23 protein-coding genes are annotated in these 18,225 nt (G+C 32.0%); 13 read left to right on the forward strand and 10 right to left on the reverse strand.

Features of this window, described 5'->3' with window-relative positions; translation table 11 throughout:
- Positions 1 to 127: 127 nt before the first annotated feature.
- The 3 genes from SOM12_RS15575 to SOM12_RS15585 all read left to right on the forward strand — a co-directional run bounded on the left by SOM12_RS15575 (position 128) and on the right by SOM12_RS15585 (position 1,624).
- On the forward strand, positions 128 to 706 hold the full coding sequence (locus SOM12_RS15575) for a MarC family protein (RefSeq protein ID WP_008465051.1): 579 nt from the start codon (positions 128 to 130) through the stop codon (positions 704 to 706).
- Positions 707 to 813: 107 nt separating this feature from the next.
- Positions 814 to 1,017, forward strand: coding sequence for a hypothetical protein (locus tag SOM12_RS15580; RefSeq protein ID WP_095928256.1), 204 nt, complete (start codon positions 814 to 816; stop codon positions 1,015 to 1,017).
- 1 nt (position 1,018) lies between these two features.
- Positions 1,019 to 1,624 (forward strand): FAD-dependent oxidoreductase, encoded by a 606-nt coding sequence (locus SOM12_RS15585; RefSeq protein WP_320494324.1) that lies wholly within the window; start codon positions 1,019 to 1,021, stop codon positions 1,622 to 1,624.
- Positions 1,625 to 1,629: 5 nt separating this feature from the next.
- Here SOM12_RS15585 and SOM12_RS15590 read toward each other — a convergent pair whose 3' ends face one another.
- The 6 genes from SOM12_RS15590 to SOM12_RS15615 form a co-directional block, all read right to left on the reverse strand.
- Positions 1,630 to 2,244: a hypothetical protein gene (locus SOM12_RS15590; RefSeq protein WP_320494124.1), complete on the reverse strand. Its 615-nt coding sequence runs from the start codon at positions 2,242 to 2,244 to the stop codon at positions 1,630 to 1,632.
- Positions 2,245 to 2,282: 38 nt separating this feature from the next.
- Positions 2,283 to 2,600 carry a hypothetical protein gene (locus tag SOM12_RS15595; protein WP_320494126.1) on the reverse strand — a complete coding sequence of 106 codons (318 nt, stop codon included), beginning with the start codon at positions 2,598 to 2,600 and terminating at the stop codon, positions 2,283 to 2,285.
- A gap of 90 nt (positions 2,601 to 2,690) precedes the next feature.
- Positions 2,691 to 3,056, reverse strand: coding sequence for a nuclear transport factor 2 family protein (locus tag SOM12_RS15600; RefSeq protein WP_095928258.1), 366 nt, complete (start codon positions 3,054 to 3,056; stop codon positions 2,691 to 2,693).
- A gap of 16 nt (positions 3,057 to 3,072) precedes the next feature.
- Positions 3,073 to 4,650, reverse strand: a complete 1,578-nt coding sequence (locus SOM12_RS15605; RefSeq protein WP_320494128.1) for a S41 family peptidase — start codon at positions 4,648 to 4,650, stop codon at positions 3,073 to 3,075.
- The gene (locus SOM12_RS15610) at positions 4,650 to 5,081 is read right to left on the reverse strand and encodes a deoxycytidylate deaminase (protein ID WP_095928260.1); all 432 of its coding nucleotides are present in this window, start codon (positions 5,079 to 5,081) and stop codon (positions 4,650 to 4,652) included. The genes SOM12_RS15605 and SOM12_RS15610 overlap by 1 nt, the downstream gene beginning before the upstream one ends.
- Positions 5,082 to 5,086: 5 nt before the next feature.
- Complete coding sequence (locus SOM12_RS15615) at positions 5,087 to 5,680, reverse strand: HupE/UreJ family protein (protein ID WP_095928261.1); 594 nt, start codon at positions 5,678 to 5,680, stop codon at positions 5,087 to 5,089.
- Positions 5,681 to 5,848: 168 nt separating this feature from the next.
- Here SOM12_RS15615 and SOM12_RS15620 point away from each other — a divergent pair, with 168 nt between their 5' ends.
- Positions 5,849 to 6,280, forward strand: coding sequence for a TerB family tellurite resistance protein (locus SOM12_RS15620; protein ID WP_095928262.1), 432 nt, complete (start codon positions 5,849 to 5,851; stop codon positions 6,278 to 6,280).
- A 149-nt stretch (positions 6,281 to 6,429) separates the two neighbouring features.
- Here SOM12_RS15620 and fbp read toward each other — a convergent pair whose 3' ends face one another.
- Positions 6,430 to 7,434: a class 1 fructose-bisphosphatase gene (fbp, locus tag SOM12_RS15625; protein WP_320494131.1), complete on the reverse strand. Its 1,005-nt coding sequence runs from the start codon at positions 7,432 to 7,434 to the stop codon at positions 6,430 to 6,432.
- 171 nt (positions 7,435 to 7,605) lie between these two features.
- Here fbp and SOM12_RS15630 point away from each other — a divergent pair, with 171 nt between their 5' ends.
- The gene (locus tag SOM12_RS15630; RefSeq protein ID WP_320494133.1) at positions 7,606 to 8,094 is read left to right on the forward strand and encodes a GNAT family N-acetyltransferase; all 489 of its coding nucleotides are present in this window, start codon (positions 7,606 to 7,608) and stop codon (positions 8,092 to 8,094) included.
- Between the two features lie 138 nt (positions 8,095 to 8,232).
- Positions 8,233 to 9,492: an aspartate kinase gene (locus tag SOM12_RS15635; protein WP_320494135.1), complete on the forward strand. Its 1,260-nt coding sequence runs from the start codon at positions 8,233 to 8,235 to the stop codon at positions 9,490 to 9,492.
- 63 nt (positions 9,493 to 9,555) lie between these two features.
- Here SOM12_RS15635 and SOM12_RS15640 read toward each other — a convergent pair whose 3' ends face one another.
- Positions 9,556 to 9,900 (reverse strand): helix-turn-helix transcriptional regulator, encoded by a 345-nt coding sequence (locus SOM12_RS15640; protein ID WP_320494137.1) that lies wholly within the window; start codon positions 9,898 to 9,900, stop codon positions 9,556 to 9,558.
- A gap of 179 nt (positions 9,901 to 10,079) precedes the next feature.
- Between SOM12_RS15640 and SOM12_RS15645 the strand changes: the two genes are divergently transcribed.
- The 6 genes from SOM12_RS15645 to SOM12_RS15670 all read left to right on the forward strand — a co-directional run bounded on the left by SOM12_RS15645 (position 10,080) and on the right by SOM12_RS15670 (position 14,397).
- Entirely contained in the window at positions 10,080 to 10,304 is a 225-nt protein-coding gene (locus SOM12_RS15645; protein WP_320494138.1) for a hypothetical protein, read from the forward strand.
- 88 nt (positions 10,305 to 10,392) lie between these two features.
- Positions 10,393 to 10,611, forward strand: coding sequence for a hypothetical protein (locus SOM12_RS15650; protein ID WP_320494139.1), 219 nt, complete (start codon positions 10,393 to 10,395; stop codon positions 10,609 to 10,611).
- Positions 10,612 to 10,683: 72 nt separating this feature from the next.
- Positions 10,684 to 11,313, forward strand: coding sequence for a hypothetical protein (locus SOM12_RS15655; RefSeq protein ID WP_320494141.1), 630 nt, complete (start codon positions 10,684 to 10,686; stop codon positions 11,311 to 11,313).
- Between the two features lie 165 nt (positions 11,314 to 11,478).
- Positions 11,479 to 12,000: a peroxiredoxin family protein gene (locus SOM12_RS15660; protein ID WP_320494143.1), complete on the forward strand. Its 522-nt coding sequence runs from the start codon at positions 11,479 to 11,481 to the stop codon at positions 11,998 to 12,000.
- Positions 11,990 to 14,161: a peptidase domain-containing ABC transporter gene (locus tag SOM12_RS15665; RefSeq protein WP_320494144.1), complete on the forward strand. Its 2,172-nt coding sequence runs from the start codon at positions 11,990 to 11,992 to the stop codon at positions 14,159 to 14,161. The genes SOM12_RS15660 and SOM12_RS15665 overlap by 11 nt, the downstream gene beginning before the upstream one ends.
- A 77-nt stretch (positions 14,162 to 14,238) precedes the next feature.
- Positions 14,239 to 14,397 carry a DUF5808 domain-containing protein gene (locus SOM12_RS15670; protein ID WP_320494146.1) on the forward strand — a complete coding sequence of 53 codons (159 nt, stop codon included), beginning with the start codon at positions 14,239 to 14,241 and terminating at the stop codon, positions 14,395 to 14,397.
- 1 nt (position 14,398) lies between these two features.
- Here SOM12_RS15670 and SOM12_RS15675 read toward each other — a convergent pair whose 3' ends face one another.
- Entirely contained in the window at positions 14,399 to 16,645 is a 2,247-nt protein-coding gene (locus SOM12_RS15675) for a TonB-dependent receptor domain-containing protein (RefSeq protein WP_320494147.1), read from the reverse strand.
- 113 nt (positions 16,646 to 16,758) lie between these two features.
- The gene (locus SOM12_RS15680) at positions 16,759 to 17,817 is read right to left on the reverse strand and encodes a helix-turn-helix domain-containing protein (protein ID WP_320494148.1); all 1,059 of its coding nucleotides are present in this window, start codon (positions 17,815 to 17,817) and stop codon (positions 16,759 to 16,761) included.
- A gap of 93 nt (positions 17,818 to 17,910) precedes the next feature.
- Here SOM12_RS15680 and SOM12_RS15685 point away from each other — a divergent pair, with 93 nt between their 5' ends.
- Positions 17,911 to 18,138: a DUF5808 domain-containing protein gene (locus SOM12_RS15685; RefSeq protein ID WP_095928268.1), complete on the forward strand. Its 228-nt coding sequence runs from the start codon at positions 17,911 to 17,913 to the stop codon at positions 18,136 to 18,138.
- The last annotated feature ends 87 nt before the right edge of the window (positions 18,139 to 18,225 follow it).

Raw genomic sequence — 18,225 nt, forward strand, 5'->3', positions numbered from 1 at the left:
GTTACAAATATCACATTTTACATATATAAAAGATGTTTTTATAACAAAAATACACTGTAACGAAAAAACACCTAACTTTATTAACTACTTTTGCAGCAGTTTTTTAAACCCTAAAAATCAAAGCGATATGTTAGAAATCGATTTTAAAGAAATCATTACCGTTAGTATGGTGCTTTTTGCCGTAATTGATATTGTTGGTTCAATTCCGATTATTGTGAATTTAAGAGCTAAGGTCGGACACATAGAATCTGAAAAAGCTTCTATCGTTGCAGGAGCTATTATGATTGTTTTTCTCTTTGTTGGAGAAGGTTTACTAAACTTAATTGGTATCGACGTTCACTCGTTTGCCGTTGCTGGATCTTTCGTTTTATTCTTTTTGGCGCTAGAAATGATTTTAGGAATCAGAATCTACCGTGACGAAGAACCAGGATCTGCCTCTATCGTTCCTTTGGCTTTCCCGCTAATTGCTGGAGCAGGAACAATGACGACTTTGTTATCGCTTCGATCTCAATTTCACACCATTAATATCATCATCGCGATTGTTCTAAATATTATCTTGGTTTACATCGTTTTGAAGTCTTCTAAAAAAATCGAAAATCTATTGGGAGAAAACGGACTTGGAGTAGTTCGCAAGACATTTGGAGTAATACTTTTGGCGATTGCTGTTAAATTATTCGCTGCTAATGTTAAAGGTTTGTTTGTCTAAATTTTATTTTTATAAATTTACCCCGTAAAATTTCTAAAATACAACTTTAAGGCATTTTCCCCATTAAAGTTCTACTTTATTATTTTAGGCAAAAACAAAACAACCTTATGAAAATTTTCACTTCAATCTTAGTGCTTTTGGCACTAGCTTTAATTGTTTTTAATATTACGCTATTAGACTTTCAGAACCCTTTTCAAGGAGATAGTATGGTAGCTTTTATTGGAATCGCCGCTTCATTTTGCGCTGTTTTGATTCTTTTGATTTTTAGAATTTCAAAAAGAATTGAAGAAAAAATGAATGACAACAGATAATATGTTTGATGTTTTAATTATCGGAGGAGGAGTATCAGGAATGTCATGTGCTCTTGTCTTAGGGTCCGCAAAAAACAAAACTTTTGTTACTGATAAAAAAATCGGAATTTTTACCCACCAGAAAAATTCTTCTTTACAAGAAGCAATATTTTATAACGCTTACGGAATTACACCAGGAAAATTAGGTTCTGAACTTTTAACTGAAAGCACACAGGATTTAGCTACAGCTTACCCACACATTGCTCAGATTCCAAATGAAAAAGTAATGAAAATTGAGGGCAGTTATCCTGAATTTACTGTTGTAACCAACAAGAATTCATACCAAACAAAAAATATCGTAGTCGGAATTGGTTCTGCCAATACTTTCGACATTGAAGGTTTAATGCAATACATTGAACCACATAAAAAAGCACTACCAGAAAAACAACGTATTCAGCTTAAAAATGAAGACCATAAAGTTACTGACGGCATTTATGTAATCGGAACTTTAGCGGGCTGGAAAAGTCAATTGGCAATTGCTGCCGGAAGTGGCGCTGCAGTAGCAACAGATATTCTTACTTTATGGAATAATGGCGTGCAAACTCACGCTCACGATAGTATTCGATAAAATTACTATTTGAATTTCACTTTATTATAAATTGGCAATCCTGGTAAAGGCATTGCCAACGTATCTTTATGCATTGAAAAAGATATTATCGCTTTCTTTTTTTCAGCAAAAGAAAGAGTGTCTTTTATCTTTTCATATTTTCTCTCAATCTGATTTGTTTTTAAAGCGACATATAATTTCTTTATAACCGAATCTATATTGTTCTTTTTCTGAAAATAATATTCATAATACTTTTCTTCGTTGTTAGAACAAACCACTTTTAGCCTAAACGTTGGAGAACTTTCCATACATCCATCTTGTTTATACGAACTTATAAGAGCTTTGTTTTTATCAATTTCAGGTAAACACTTCACCAAATCAGTTATTAATTTCGCATCAACCTTCGAATGAAAATAAAATTCAGTTTTATTTGGAGAGAATTCGCAGACATAAGTTTGATTCTCCCCATTTAAATTTATAATCGAATATAATTTTGGCTGAATATAAAATTTCCCTCTAAAAGACTCTGTAGGATATTTTAAATCCCAGTTATAACAGATAAGTTCAATACTTCTAATATCTTTCTGATTTGAAGAACATCCAAAACTAAAAAATATCAAACCTATCAGAAGTTTTTTCATACAATAAAACTAATCTCTCTTTTAATTAAATTCAATCTTTACTTCACTGAAACGATTTGAGTTACTTTAATATGATTTTCGTCTTCACTTTTCCATTTTTCTCCTTTTACAGATACCACATCTCCAATTTTTAATTGTTTGTAGTTTTGAGGACCGCCAACATTTACAATGCTAATAGTAGCAAAATAGACTTCTTTGGCGTCTGTAGTAATTTTTGCTGTGTAACCGTCTTTTCCTGCCTCAATAGAATCTACTTTTCCAGAAACTGCAGTATTTGGATCGTTTTTCATTGTTTTACAAGAGATTACAAAAGTTATTAAAATCAATAATAAACTTATTCTTTTTAGATTTTTCATATAATTTATTTTACCGCAAATTAAGCTCTTATTTACACTCAGATTGCTTAATTACGTTTTAAGTTAATATTATTTTTCCAGCTTCAAACTTTATGCCAGCTGAACACAGCTTCCTGCAATAACTTTTAGATTTTTTCCTATTTTTTTCCAAACTCTTATGTATTTGAAAACGCCATTAATCGGAGTGTTATCATAAGTCCCATTTAAAGCGACTGTAACAGTAACTACAGCCGAATCACCAATTATGTTAACGATTTGATCAGAACCTTCCAAAGAATCTATTTTAATCTTTCCAGAACGATAGGTCTGCAAATCAAAATCTTTAGTGATGGTTTGTCCGTCTGGCATGTTGAATAATAAATCATCATGAAGGATGGTATCCAAAGCCAAAACATCCGATTTTTTAATGGCAGTTAAAAGTTCGATTTCTGCATTAACAACGGTTTCTATTTTCATGATATAAAGATTGAAGTTATTTCTTCGGAGTCAGAATTGTTTTTATCATGGCGTCTTCTTTTAAGATTACATCATAATAGTACAATTCTCCATAAAGCTGTCGAGCAAATTCAGCCGTAATATGACGGTTGACAAGTGCTTTTGTTTTATCCATTTTCAAATCCAGACCCGTCATCAAGATATAATTCTTAAATTTTTTGAAATATAGGTCTGAGCTTTTCATTTTAGCTAAAAAATCAGCAAAACTATCCCCTGCAAAAGCATTTCTGTTTTTATCTAATTCTTCAAAAACAAAATGCCCCACAATTCCTGTTTGCAGCAAATAAGCAACATTTTCATTCCCGTGCTCTGCTTCTAAAGGCACAAAAACATCTGGAACAATTCCGCCACCGCCGTAAACTATTTTACCCTTTGGAGTTTTGAATTTTAAAGAATCTGCCACTTTTATGCTGTCTTTTGCATAAAATTCTCCAGTAGCAATTCTAGATTCAGATTCTTTAAAATATTCTTCGTTTCCTTTTTTATATGGTTTCTGAATTGATCTTCCTGTTGGCGTATAATAACGCGCCACGGTCAATCTCACGGCTGATCCGTCGTTAAAATCCATTTCTCTTTGAACTAATCCTTTTCCGAAAGAACGACGACCAACGATAGTTCCGCGGTCATTATCTTGAATAGCACCTGCTAAAATTTCGCTTGCAGAAGCACTATTTTCATTAATAAGAACATACACTTTTCCAGTTTCAAAACTTCCTGCTTTTGTAGCATATGTCTTTTCAGTAGAACCGTTTTTGCTTTTTGTAAAAACAATCAACTGTTTGTCTTTCAAAAATTCATCGGCAATAGCAATAGCTTCTTCCATATAACCACCGCCATTATCACGAAGATCAATTACAAGCGACTGGATTCCTTTTTGTTTTAATCTTGTTAAACCCGTTTTGAATTCATTAAAAGTAGTTTCTGCAAAACGGTTAATTTTGATATAACCTACATTGTTGCCAATTAGCAAAGACGCGTCTACGCTTTTAATTGGAATAATATCTCTTTTTACTTTAAACTTGAGTTTCTTTTGTTCTGATTTTCTAAAAACAGTCAGCTCGATTTCTGAACCCTGAAGCCCTTTTAATTTAGAAAACAAACTATCTGAAGGCAGTTTTCTACCGTATAATTTCGTTTTTCCAGCAAATAAAATACGATCGCCAGATTTTATTCCCGCTTTTGCCGAAGGTCCATTTTCAACTGGTTTTATAATCGCAACCGAATCTTTATACATATAAAAATTGATTCCGATTCCGACAAAATCACCTTTCATGCTTTCGGCAACCTCAGCTTGTTCACTTGGCGGAATATAAACCGAATGGGGATCTAATTTAGAAAGAATATTATCGACCGTAAGATTTACAATCGAATCGGTATTGACGCTATCAACATATTCTGTATTAATAAAATCAATAAGTTTGTTAAGCTTGGTTTTTGAGTAATTTTTAGCCAAAAGCTGGTCGCTTGCGGGAGCATTCATAACGCTTCCGGCAATTGTTCCAAGAGCAAAAGTGGCTCCTATTACTATGGGTAAATATTTTGAGTTAAATTTCATTACTCTTCTAAAACAGGAATATGTTCTACTTCTATGCCTGCTTTTATTAAAAATTGAATTCCAGAATCATCACGATATCCATCTTTATACACCACTCTTTTTATTCCAGACTGATGTATTAATTTGCTACATTCTTTGCAAGGCGAAAGCGTAATATACAATGTTGCGCCTTCGCAAGACTGCGTTGATCTGGCTACTTTCAGGATCGCATTTGCTTCGGCGTGTAAAACATCCCAGCGTGTTAATCCGTCTTCGTCTTCACAACAATTTTCAAATCCAGACGGCGTTCCGTTGTAGCCATCAGAAATGATCATTCTGTCTTTTACGATAATTGCACCAACTTGTTTACGTTTACAGTAAGAAAGCAGGCTCCACTCTTTTGCAATTCGCAGATATGCTTTATCGTATTTATTCAGCTTTTTTACTTCCATTTAATTTATCTGTTCCAAATTGGACTTTCAATAATCATCGGAATTACAACTCCAATAATGAAAGCCGACATTACAAGTGCCCAGTCGCGTTTTGAAAAACGAAAAACCGTCTGCACTATATATGAAATTACCAGAACAACAAAAACCACTACAAGCTGAGCAGCTTCTATTCCTAAGGCAAACTCTCCCAAAGGTAACAATTTTGAGGTTGCAGAACCGCCTAAAATTGTTTTGAAATAATTAGAAAAACCTAGTCCGTGAATAATTCCAAAGAATAAAGTTATGAAAAATACCAGATTTACGCCATCATTTTTTGAGGTCTTTCCGGCCGTAAACAAATGATAAAGAGCGGTTACGAGAATTGTAATCGGAATCAGGAATTCTACAACATCTACTTTTATGGCAATGATACCGTAAACAGAAAGCACTAGAGCCAAAGTATGACCAATTGTAAAAATAGAAACCAGAAGAAAAATCTTTTTCCAGTCTTTAAAAAGATACGGAACGGTTAAGGCGATTAAAAAAAGAACGTGATCGTAAGCATTGATATCTAAAACGTGTTTTAATCCTATTTGAAAATAAATCCAAAATTGTGACATAGGTATATTGTAATTAAATAATTAGGGGTTGTAAACTTACGATTAATTTTCAAAATTAAAGATTCAAGTTTCCAATTCCTGCAATAAAAATAAGTTAAATTTTATGAGAAATTTAAAATCGTTAATGTAAAATAAAATTTATATTTGTGATATAAAAACTTAATAATTATGTCATTTTCAGAATTATTTGATAGCGAATTCAAGCAAAGAAACAAAGGACACTTTTCTGCTATCGTTCGTGTAGCATTAGCAGATGGAGTTGTATATCCAGAGGAAAAAGCCTTTTTGGACAAACTTGCTTCTCGTTTAGAAATTACAGAATCGGAATACGAAGAAATTCTTAGCGATCCATTAAAATATCCTATCAATCCACCTTATTCATATGTTCAACGTTTAGAGCGTTTATATGATTTAACAAGAATGGTTCATGTTGATCATCATCTTGAAGATAAACAAGAAGTATTATTGAAAAAAATAAGTGTTGCGCTAGGATTCACACCAAGCAACGTAGATTACATTATTGCAAAAGCATTGTCATTGGTTGACAAAAAAGTGGATGCAGATACTTTTATCTATGAAATGCAGCACATGCATAAATAAAATTCAGTGTTCAGTTTTTATGCTGAAACTTGACTGATAATGAAAATTAAAAAACAAAAACCCGACAGGTTTTAAAAAACCTGTCGGGTTTGCTATTTATAGTCCAGACTGAAAACTGCGACTGTGACTGAAAACTAAAAACTGATCACTCACTCAGCCGCCATAAATTCCTCTGCTTTTTCTACCATATTATAGCTTCCGCAGAAAAAAGGAACTCTTTGGTGCAGTTCAGTTGGCTGGATTTCTAGAATTCTTCCAAAACCATCTGTTGCTTTTCCTCCTGCCTGTTCTGCTAAAAACGCCATCGGATTACATTCGTACAATAAACGTAATTTTCCTTTTGGAGCTTTTGAACTTGTTGGATAAATATAAACTCCACCTTTAATCATATTTCGGTGAAAATCGGCTACTAAACTTCCGATGTATCTTGAAGTGTACGGCCTGTCTTCTTCTTCACGCTGGCAATATTTAATGTAATTTTTTACCCCCTGCGGAAAATGAACATAATTCCCCTCGTTTACCGAATAAATATTTCCATTTTCTGGAAATTTCATGTTTGGGTGCGAAAGGTAAAATGTACCTATCGCAGGATTTAGTGTAAAACCATTCACCCCATGTCCAGTCGTATAAACCAGCATTGTAGAAGTTCCATAAATTACATAGCCTGCTGCAACTTGATTGATTCCCGGCTGTAAAAAGTCCTCGCTAGTTACCGGAGTTCCTATTGGAGTAATTCTTCTGAAAACAGAAAAAATAGTTCCGACAGAAACATTCACATCAATGTTTGAAGATCCGTCAAGCGGATCCATTAAGATCACGTACTTATTATTATGACAGTTGTCGCTCCCCTGAACTGTAATAAAATCGTCGTTTTCTTCAGAAGCAATACCACAGACAATCTCACGGTTTATTAACGTCTGGATAAATACTTCGTTTGCATAGACATCTAATTTTTGCTGGTCTTCTCCTTGAACATTCTGCTCGCCTGCGGCGCCAATAATGTCTACTAAACCTGCTTGATTAACTTTATGATTGACAACCTTTGCTGCCAAACGTATCGAGTTAATAATTCGGGAAAGTTCTCCCGACGAATACTGAAATGCTTTTTGGTGCTCAATAATAAACTCTCCCAGTGTTTTATTGCGTTCTTCCATTGCTAAATCGTTATAGTTTTATTTTTAAGTCACAAATATCGTCTATTTTGTGAGAATGATTTAAAAATTATTTTGTTAGTTTGTTACTATTGTATATTTGCTAATAATCTGCAAAAAGCGACCAATAAAATGAAGCTTTTTTAGATATTAAATAGTTAAAAATAGGAATATATGAATATTAGAAAAGGAAATCCTGAAGACATGAAATCGGTGTTAGAGCTTATTCAGGAGCTGGCTATATTCGAAAAAGAGCCTGAGGCGGTTGTCATTATTGAAGAAGATTTAATACGTGACGGTTTTGGTGAAAAGCCATTATTTCACGTTTTTGTAGCAGAAATCGAAAACGAAGAAAAACAGAAAGAAATTGTTGGAATTGCATTGTATTATTATCGCTATTCTACCTGGAAAGGAAAGACAATTCATCTTGAAGATTTGATTGTAAAAGAAAAGATGCGTGGCACAGGTTTAGGTTCTGCTCTTTATGCTGAAATCATGAAGCAAGGAAAAAAAGATAATGTGAGAAGAGTTGAGTGGAATGTTTTGGCATGGAACACGCCAGCTGTTAATTTTTACAAGAATTCTGGCGCAAGAATTCTAGAAGACTGGCAAGTGGTTCAAATGGATGAAGCAGGAGTTAATTCGTTCTTAGAAAAATTATAAAAAAACAGTTTGCAACAGACTGTAAGGATTAAAAGGATTTTAAAATCTGTCTAAATCATTTTAATCTGTGGCAAAAAACAAAATACTAGGTTTCGATTTGAATCTGAAATCTAAAATCTAAAAATCTATTAATTAAAAATGAGAGTATTTAAATTTGGAGGAGCATCGGTAAAAGATGCAGATGGAATTAAAAACGTATACGACGTTTTACAAAAAGTAGGTTACGAAGACGTAATTCTTGTAGTTTCGGCTATGGGAAAAACAACAAATGCTCTTGAAGTAGTAATCAAGAATTACTTTGAAAAATCGACAGAATTGAATTCTTCTGTTCAGGAAATCAAAAAATACCACAATCAGATCTTATTGGATTTGTTTGAAGATGAAAATCATGCCGTTTTTGCAGCTGTAAATGCACAATTTGCTGAACTAGAATATTTCTTAGCACATAATAAATCTCCAAATTACAACTTTGTTTACGATCAGGTTGTTAGTTTTGGTGAGTTGATTTCGACTAATATTTTAAGTCATTTTATGAATTTCATGGGAATTCAGACGCAATGGCTTGACGTTCGCAATTTCATCAAAACCAATGCAAACTACAGAGATGCAGAGGTTGATTGGGAAACAACGCAACAAAACATCAGCAAAAATGTACCTAGAAAACAATTAAATATTACACAAGGATTCTTAGGTGCCGACGAAAATAACTTCACTACAACTCTTGGCCGTGAAGGTTCTGATTATACTGCCGGAATTTTTGCTTACTGCCTAAATGCTGAAAGTGTAACGATCTGGAAAGACGTTCCAGGAGTTATGAATGCCGATCCGCGTTATTTTGAAAATGCAAGTTTGTTAAACCAGATTTCATATCGTGAAGCTATCGAATTAGCATTTTACGGAGCAACGGTTATTCACCCAAAAACATTACAGCCGTTACAGAAAAAAGAAATTCCATTATACGTAAAATCATTTATCAATCCGTTATTAAAAGGAACTTGTGTTTCTAAAGGAGTTGACTTGGAACCGCAATATCCATGTTTTATCGTAAAAAGAGAACAGCTTTTAATTTCACTTTCATCAATTGATTTCTCTTTCATTATGGAGGAAAACATCAGTGAGATTTTCGGTTTATTCCACGAATTCAAAATCAAAGTAAACTTAATTCAGAACTCTGCCATTAGTTTCTCTGTTTGTGTGGAAGATAAATTTGGAAATTTCAACGATTTGAATGCTATTCTTTCGAAAAAATTCAAAGTTGACTTTAATGAAAATGTAACATTGTATACGATTCGTCACTTTAATGAAGATGCCGCACATACTGTTGAGGCCAACAAAGAAGTTTTATTAAAACAAGTTAGCCGCGAAACCATGCAGATTGTGACTAAGGAACTAAATTAATTTTCTAAGCGTTAATTATTCAATTCATTATAAAAGGTTTCATCTTAATTGATGAAACCTTTTTTATTCTCTATTTCTTCTTAAATCTTTAATTGTTTTTTTTAATTCTTTTATGCGTGCTTCATATTGCTCAATTATTTTTTCTGATAACTGATTTACAATTTCTATCGAATCTGATTCTTTCTCTTCATTTAAAAATTCCTCTTCATTTTTACTTAATAGATTTTCGGGTTTAATTTCAAAAAGATTACAGATTTTATTAAAATGAGTTGCCCAAGAAGTACTTACTCCTCTTTCCATTCTAGCATAAGCTGATTGCGAAATGTTTAGATAATCTGCTATTTCTTCTTGTGACATATTTTTTGCCTGACGAAGTTTTTTAAGCTTATTTCCTATAATTATATTCATATTTAACATTTTTACAAATATAAATATAAGAATTATTTTACAATTATTCGAATTTAGATTTTAAAAAACCGATTTTAGACTAAGAGTTTTTTCCTGACCAATTTACATTTGTCATTATAACAATTAATCAATATCAAACTCTAAATTTTAAAAAGATGAAAAAATTAGAATTAAATCAAATGGAAAACTTGTCAGGCGGAGCCCCTTATACCAACAAAGTTGATCAAGAAGCAGCGGACCCCCAAAACGGCGGAGGTTTTCTAACCAACTGTGCTGGCGCATCTGTAGGTCTAGCATTCGGATTTGCAGGTTTAATTATGGGTGCGACTTCAGTAGTAGGAGCTGGATTTGGCGCTGCAGCATTCATTTACACTTCAGCCCAGTGGGGGGCAGCTTGTCGTTAATATTACAGGAACTAAAAGAAAAAGAGATTAAAGTAATGCAAAATTTTATTTCTCTACTGAGAATAAAAATCTACAAACTCACTCTATCATGAAAGTTAAAAAAAACATATTACTCATTGTGCTTGTCTTTTCCTTATTCTTTTTAGGCATCAACTTAAGTTGGTTATTTCAAAAAGAGAATTTCGACAATATTACTTTTTTTGACTTTAAATATGCTATCGGACCTTTTTTATCATCCGTAGCACTTTTTATAGCTTACGTTACAGCCATTAAAAAGGAAAATAAAAATAACCGCTCTAACAATTAATCTATCTACTTATTACTAAAAGCATTATTCTTATAGAATAATGCTTTTTAAATATCAGAAAACATTAACAAAATGAATAATACTTTTTCAAAGTATCTATTACTCTCTATAGCTTTTATCATAATAGCTGAAATTTCAGAAAAGGTAATTAATATGAAGAGCTTACTACGTCATTACCTAGCCAATAGCTTAAGCTCAGATCAATTAAACACTTATCTTGAATTTCAAGATAAATGGCACTGGTGGACTTATTTTTACATTCCTGCTAGTATTTTAATTAAAACCTTAATAGTTGCTGCCATACTCTATATTGGTATATACTTTTCTAACAAAGAGATAAAATATAAAAACTTACATGATATTGTGATAAAAGCAGAATTTATTTTTTTGCTAATCCCAATAATTAAGACTCTATGGTTCTACCTAGGCCAAACCAATTATGCATTAGAAGATATTCAAAATTTTTATCCTCTATCAGCTTTAAATATTACAGGTTATAAAGGATTAGAGCCTTGGTTTATTTATCCATTTCAGGCACTTAACTTATTTGAACTTACTTATATAATATTTCTAGGATTTGAAATTGGAAAATTAACTAATACAAACGCAGATTATGGTTTAAAAATAGTAGCCTTAAGTTATGTTCCAGCGCTCATTTTATGGGTAGCAACAATAATGTTTTTCACTCTTACTTACAGTTAATATGTCAAAATTTAAAAAAACACTTTTCGTGTTATGCTGTCTAATGATTATATGGTATGCAATCAATTATTTCTTTTATAAGGCTGATTTAATTCAAACCGTTCTGGGAATTATTCCTATGATTTTATTAATTATAACAACCCAATTAAAAGAAAACAAAGAGAAATGAAAAACGCACTCAAAAATATACTTGTTTTATTATTTGCGAGTACTTTTCTTTTTCTAAGTTATCGAATAATCTCTAGAATAAATTATATAGAAGAAGTTCAGAAAAATATAGAAACGATTCCTAAATTCAATTATCAAAATATAAAAGGAGGAGTTTTTACGAATCAAAACTTAGAGAGAGAATCTTCTACTATTTTTATATATTTTAATACGGAATGCGAATTTTGCAATGAAGAAGCTAAACTGATACAAGACAATATAAATAGATTTAATAAAAGCCAATTAGTCTTTGTATCGTTTGAAGAACCAGAATTAATTAAAAAATTTGCTCAAAAACATCAATTGACGACTTATGATAACGTTTATTTTTTATGTGATAACAAAGTTACTTTCGCTACTACTTTTGATGTGAATTCAATGCCTTGTTTAGTTCTTTACGACAAGAACCAAAACCTAATTGAAAAAGTAAAAGGGCAAATTAAGGTTGAGAGTTTAATCAAAAAAATGAATGCAAAATAAAGTTGTAATGAATTTAAAACACATACAAAAAACACATACTTTACAATTAGACCAATCAGATTGTGGTGTAGCTTGTCTATTATCAATGATAAAATTATACAACGGAAATAATTCTATCGAAAAACTTAGGGAGATAAGCGGCACAAACAAACTAGGCACAACAATGTTGGGTTTGTATCAGGCAGCAGGTCAGCTTGGGTTTAATTCAGAAGGTTTTGAAGCGGATATTAAAGCTCTTATTAATTACAAACAACCTGTTATTTTACATGTTCTAATCGAAAATCAATTACAGCATTATATTGTTTGTTATAAATATAATGATGACAAAAGTTTCCTGATTGGCGATCCTGCAAAAGGCATTTATACTTTATCCGTACAGGATTTAGAAAAAATATGGGCTTCGAAAACATGTTTAACTCTCGAACCAAACGAACACTTTGTAACAGAAAAACTAGAAAAAAATGCACAGCGGAAGTGGTTTCTGGAAATCTTAAAAGAGGATTATAAACTTATTTGGATTTCTATTTTACTTGGTGTTTTTATTGCCGGTTTAGGAATGTCGATGGCATTATTTTCTCAAAAACTGATCGATGATATTTTACCTTCGCATAATATTAATAAACTAATCTCCGGAATCTCTTTATTAGCCTTATTACTTCTTGCAAGAATTGGACTGAGTATTTTAAGACAATACTTTTTATTACAACAGTCTAAAGATTTTAATAACCGAATAAATAATTCCTTTTTCTCTTCATTGCTGCATCTTCCAAAATCTTTTTTTGACACAAGAAAAACAGGAGAACTTATTGCGAGATTAAATGATGCTCAACGTGTGCAAAGCGTAATTAGAATGCTTACAAGCACTTTAGTAATTGATATATTAGTCGCAATTATATCGTTAGTTTTCTTATTAGTTTATTCTTGGAAACTAGGCTTAATTTCTTTACTAAGTTTACCGATTTATTTTTTTATAATTTACAGTAATAATAAAAAAATAATCAAATCACAAACAGAAATTATGCAAAGTAATGCAGTTAACGAAAGCAACTACATTAATAGCATTCAGGGAATTTCGACTATAAAAAATGACAATAAACAAGATATTTTCACGAAATTAAACGAACATATATTTTCAAATTTTCAAGAAAAAGTATTTAATCTGGGAAAAGTCAATATCACATTATCCTGGCAATCCAGTTTAGCAAGTGTCGCCTTTTCTATAGGAATCTTAATCTACACTTCAATTTTGGTTTTTAACAAGCAGATTAAAATTGGCGAATTAATGGCGATTTTAGGAATATCTGGATCTTTATTGCCTTCAATTGCTAATCTCGCATTAATTTCAATTCCAATAAACGAAGCTAAAATTGCTTTTAGTAGAATGTATGAATTTGCATCTATTGAAAAAGAAAATGAAGAAGGTTTGGAGATTTCCGAAATAAATAAAATATCCATTCAAAATCTCTCTTTTAGATTTGCTGGTCGAAGTGTTTTATTTCACGATATCAATATAGAAATTGAAAAAGGAAAAATTACAGCATTAGTTGGAGAAAGCGGTGGCGGAAAAAGTACAATTGGGCAAATAATACAACGCTTTTATCAATTCGAAAATGGAAATATTATAGTAAACAACAAGCTTAAACTTCAAGAAATTGGACTCAAAAGTTACAGAAATTTATTATCCGTAATTCCTCAGGAAATAACAATTTTCAACGGAAATGTACTTGACAATATTTTATTAGGTGTTGAGGATTTACCAGAAAACTTAATGAAATTTATTCAAGAATACGGCTTTGAATCTTTTTTTAATAAATTACCTCAAGGATTAGCAACCATTGTTGGTGAAGAAGGGATAAATCTCAGCGACGGACAAAAGCAAATTATTGCATTAGCAAGAGCTTTGTATAAAAAACCTCAATTTTTGATTATGGATGAAGCGACATCAGCAATGGATCGTAACACCGAAAACTTCACCATTAAATTACTTCAAAAAATAAAAGAAGATTGTGCTGTATTTTTCATTTCACATCGTTTAAATAAGTTAAGAAATATTGCTGATACTATTTATATTTTAGAAAATAATACAATTTTTAAATCTGGTAATCATGAAGAGTTAATGCAAAGTGATAATTTTTACAGTGAATATGTGAGAGAAAATTAGTAATTTTAATTTATGACTAACCACGAAACTTCCGAAGAAACAAAAAACAATTGGCACAATGATCCGAGTAATTGGGTTTGGGAATTTTCTATTTTAATCCAAAAGACGAAAGACTGTTTCCTCCAAAAAGAATCAAACAAATGGGATGGACGATTAATTTTGCCAACCCGCATTCTGTTTTTTTTGCAGTAATAATAATACTTGTTTTACTTATATTATCACAATACATCAGGTAATTTACCTCGCCCTATTATTCTCCGTCTGCTCAATTTCAGCCTTTTTATAAGTTGCCTTTTCTGAATTCCCGAAATTATATGTGGCTATTAATTTAAAGTAATTTGTGGTGTAAGTTCGATGGTAGTAAATCTCGGTTTGACCGACTTCGTAATCGCCTGAAACCATAAAATCGTGAAAGATGTCGTTTGCTGTAAAATTCAATTTTAGCGCATCTTTAAAAAAGTTTCTTTCAACACCTAATGTCACCGTCGAACGGCTATTATCTGTTCGTAATCCATAACTTTTATTACCTAAATACCAAGCCAATAATTGAATCTTGAAAACATTTGGAATCGTAAATGTATTATTCGAATAAAGATAGAGTTGCGGTGTGATTGGACCTAATTCGTATTCATAAAAATTATCAATAGCTTTAGTCAAATTCATACTTACAGTATTTGTCGAATTCCACCATTTGGCTGTAAAGGATTTTGAGAGTGAAGTAAAAAAAGTATGTTCTTTTTCTAAATTCAACGATCTTAAAATATAACTATTTGGCGTGTCACCTCTCAAAGCCGCACCAGAAATAGGATCTGTTTTATAGGTATATCCTATTTTAAAATCAAATTTTTTATACATCGCACCAATTTCAAAAGCATGAATTTTTTCTGGCAGCAAATTAGGATTTCCTTCTATGGTCGTAAACGGATCCTGATAAATAACATACGGATTTAGTGCCTGATATCGAGGTCTTGTAATTCTGGAAACATAAGAGAAATGTCCTTTCCAATCTTCTGAAAGATTAAAGTTTAAAAGTGCATTGGGGAAAAAATTGCCGTACGATTTATCAAATTTCTGAATTCCATTGGCATTTGTAAATAAATCATAACTTGTTTTTTCGCCTCTTACGCCAAGCGAAAAATGAATCTTTTCGTTCAATGTCCCGATATAATTAAAGTACGCAGCAGCAATTTTTTCGTTGTATTCAAAATCGCTTGAAAGTTCGTCATCCAGCTCAAAATTAATCTCATCATCAGAAATCAAGAAATCTGTTCCAGAATTTATTGTCGCGTGGCTAAACTTCGCTCCTATTTCGAGTTTTGTTTTTTCATTTATTTTCTTAGAATAATCGGCTTGAACTGCAATTATATTAATCCGGCTACCCACATTATTCTTTAAAAATCGTTCGGAATCTGTTTCCTCAATCAGACTATTTTCGTCAATAAAATCTCTTATAGTTTGATTGTAATTTGAAAATTGTGATCCTATAAATAATGTCGAACCTTTAGCCGTTGTCCAGTTATAATTCAAATTAACAAACTGATTTAGCAAGACATCATTTCGGTCAACGTCTGTGGCATAAAAACTATTTCCAAAATTATTGGTTATCGAATTTCTGCTTTCTGTAATTCCGCCCAAATCATTTACATTTCCACTGTAAGCCAATGAAATATAATTGCTTGGAGAAAAACTATACTGAAGTCCGAATCCGAAATTAGAATAATTGTTAAATCTTCTTTTCCAATCGGTTGTCAATTCAGATTTCATAAAATCATCAGGATCTGGGCGTGTTCTTGTGGTGTACAACAACTCGCGATTTCTTCCTAACTGCAAACCGTAATTGGTTACAAACGAGAACTTTCCTTTAGAATAATTAAAATCAACAAGCGTATTATAAATGGTTCCACCAAATTTAGAAACGGTTATATGCTGATTGACAGTTCCCATTACACCGCTTTCTATATTTTTTTTGGTTATAATATTGATAACCGCTTTTCCTTCGGCATCATATCTTGCAGAAGGATTAGAAATAACTTCTATCTTTTGAATTTGCGAAACAGGAATTGCAGCAAAACGTTCATAATTAATCAAAACTCCGTTGAGATAAATTATAGCTTCTCCTTTTCCGACAACGCTAATTTCTCCATCTGCAACTACAACATTGGGCACTCTTCCTAACAATTCATTTACCGAACTGCTTGTTGCCAGAACAGTTCCGTTTACATTGACATCAATATTACCGTTGGCTCCGTATTTTAATAATGAAACTTGGCTCTTTATAACCACTTCATTTAGCTCATTGTGCTCTTTCTCTTTGTCTTTAATAATTACAGTATCTTGAGCAGACTTTAATGTTTTTTTTCCAAGGATTACATCATCGCTATAATAACTTTTGTCTTTAACATTTTTGAAGCGTTGCGCTTTTATTTCTATTGATGAAAAAATCAGAAGAAAAACATTAAGGGTAACCAATTTTAGAAATCTCATAAATTTTGACATTAGCAGTTTGACTTTTATTTGAAACAAAAGTCATCTGAAAATCAATAAATGAGATTGCAAAAAGCGAAATCAGGAGTACGAATTTATAAATCGATACCCAATTAGGATTGTAAAGCCTGAAGCTGATAATTAAGCGGGGTCGTTCCAGTGTGTTTTTTGAATGCTGCGAAAAAGGTTGATTTGGAATTAAATCCGACATCGTAACCCACAGATTCTAATGTCAATTTATCGGAAGAAGTGATAATTTTACACGCTTCGTTAATTCGAAATTCGTTTACATAACTGGTAAAATTCTTTCCTAGATTATTATTCAGAAACTGTGATAATTGATGGCTTGAGATATTAATTTCCTGAGATAAATCTTGAAGCGTTAAGTTCGGATTTTTATACAAACTTTTTTCAAACATGGCGTTCTCCAATTTATCTGACCACATTCTTGCATCTGCTGATTCTATTTTTTTATTCGAAATCTTTCCATTCAATAAAAACAAATCGTCTGTTTTTTTTCGGTACAAAAGAATAGAAATTCCCAAGTATAAAATAAACGAAAAAACAACCGCGCCACTTATATAGGTAGCTCCTGACGCTCCCATGATGGATAGAAAATAAAATAGAAACAAGAGAAAATTACCTAAAAACAACATTCCAAACCACATTTCGGCTGGAGTTGTTTTTTCTTTTCGACTCAGGATTTTTTTCAAAACTCCACGAAGTTCAAAACCAGCAGAAACGATATAAACAAACCATTGAAAATAAATGATTCTTATTAAATAACCTCCCCAAAGTTTTGGATATGCTTCGTACGGATATAAAATACCTACAGCAACAATTAAAGTTGCCCAAAATGCCAAAATAAATTTCCATGATTTGGGCATTATCTGCACTTCTTCAACTGCCGATTTGATGAAATAATACAAAAATGGTCCGATAAAAAAACAAGCCGTAAGTCCAAACTGAAGATACATTTTTGGAAGTTCGGGATGAAAATAAACAAACACAGATTTTCCGATACGAATACTCAGAGCAAACAAAAGCGCCCCCAGAAAATAATTCGTCAGGTATTTTTTCTTAGTAAAAAAGAAGAAATACACGCCCAGAATAATTCCGTTGAAAACTCCTAAAGCACTAAAAAAGAATAAAAGTTCTTTGCCAGTATCCATAATTTAAATTTGTCATATCACTAACAAAGCTAAAAAGATTATTTCTAAATGAAAATCAATTAACTTTATAATAGCCAACTAATACAAAAAATTATGAAAAACACTAACGAACCAAGTGAAGAAACAAAAAACAGATGGCATAATGATCCTGAGAATTGGGTTTGGGGAATGTTTTATTATAATCCAGAGGATCCAAGGCTCTTTCCTCCCAAAAAAATTAAAGAATTTGGATGGACTACAAACTTTGCAAACCCAAATTCGGTAACTGTGATGATAATTTTAATTTTAGTATTGTTAATCTTCATACTGTTTCTTCGCTAATAGGTCACAAATTAGAGTTATTTAAGAACTTAAAACTAAAGTTGGACAAACCACAATTCCCAATTATAAATACTACTTTTGACTTTT

It is taken from the genome of Flavobacterium sp. CFBP9031 (assembly GCF_034044945.1).
In the GTDB taxonomy this organism is placed as follows: Bacteria; Bacteroidota; Bacteroidia; order Flavobacteriales; family Flavobacteriaceae; genus Flavobacterium.